General features: G+C 41.4%; 1 protein-coding gene. It reads left to right on the top strand.

The features are described from left to right. Nucleotides 1-24: 24 nt before the first annotated feature. The coding region (locus ACTNB3_RS17805) for an IS4 family transposase (RefSeq protein WP_441027291.1) at nt 25-969 on the top strand (945 nt) is incomplete at its 3' end.

Raw genomic sequence — 969 nt, 5'->3', positions numbered from 1 at the left:
ACTTTACAAAGGAGAATTTATGCCATGTCCATTATATCACAGAACAACGAGAATGAGGTAGCTATTTTAGATTGCGTTCAGAGATTTTTCTCTTCTCACAAGGTAGGCAGCCTTTTAAAGCAATGCAACGGCACCAAGGAAAAAGGCGTCCCCGCTATCATGCTCCTCAGATATAAACTCAGTAACGTCTTTGCAGGAAGAAGCATGTATATGCAGCATAGAACCGGATCTTTCAAGGAAGGATTCTCAAAGAACACTTTTTATCGTTTCCTGAATTCTTCAAAAACTAATTGGCTCCGCTTTACTTCTTCTCTAGCATCAGAGATCATTAACGGTGACATCAAAAATCTTACTGATGAAAAGCGTGTCAATGTGTTTATAGTCGATGACACTCTCTTTAATCGTACCAGCTGCAAGAAGACTGAACTGGGTTCCAGAGTCTTTGATCACGTTGGAATGAAATTTCGCAAAGGATTCCGTCTGTTGACGCTTGGATGGAGCGATGGCAATACATTTATGCCTGTTAACAGTTGTCTTATCGCATCCTCCAAAGAATCAAATATCATTGGCCCGACGAAAGATTTTGACAAGAGATCTATTGCCGGTAAGCGTAGAAAACTGGCACAGACGAAAGCACCGGAGGTTATGCTTCACCTTCTTGATACAGCCGTTTCAAACGGTATTTCTGCCGATTATGTGCTGTTTGACTGCTGGTTTGCTAATCCGGCTCAGATTACGGCCATCAAATCCAAAGGGATGGATGTGATTGCAATGATCAAGAAAAGCAGCCGCATTCAATATCAGTATGAAGGACAGAAACTGAACATCAAACAGATTTATGCAAAAAACAAGAAGCGTCGCGGCAGATCCAAATATCTTCTTTCTGTCGATGTCATGGTTGGAAAAGAAAATCCAATTCCGGCAAAAATCGTATGTGTCAGAAACAAGGCGAATCGTAAGGATTGGCTT

The sequence above is a fragment of the Bariatricus sp. HCP28S3_D3 genome, assembly GCF_052065755.1.
GTDB lineage: Bacteria > Bacillota > Clostridia > Lachnospirales > Lachnospiraceae > Allocoprococcus.
The sequence above is the reverse complement of the archived record's forward strand: the minus strand, read 5'-3'. Positions and strand labels throughout refer to the sequence as shown.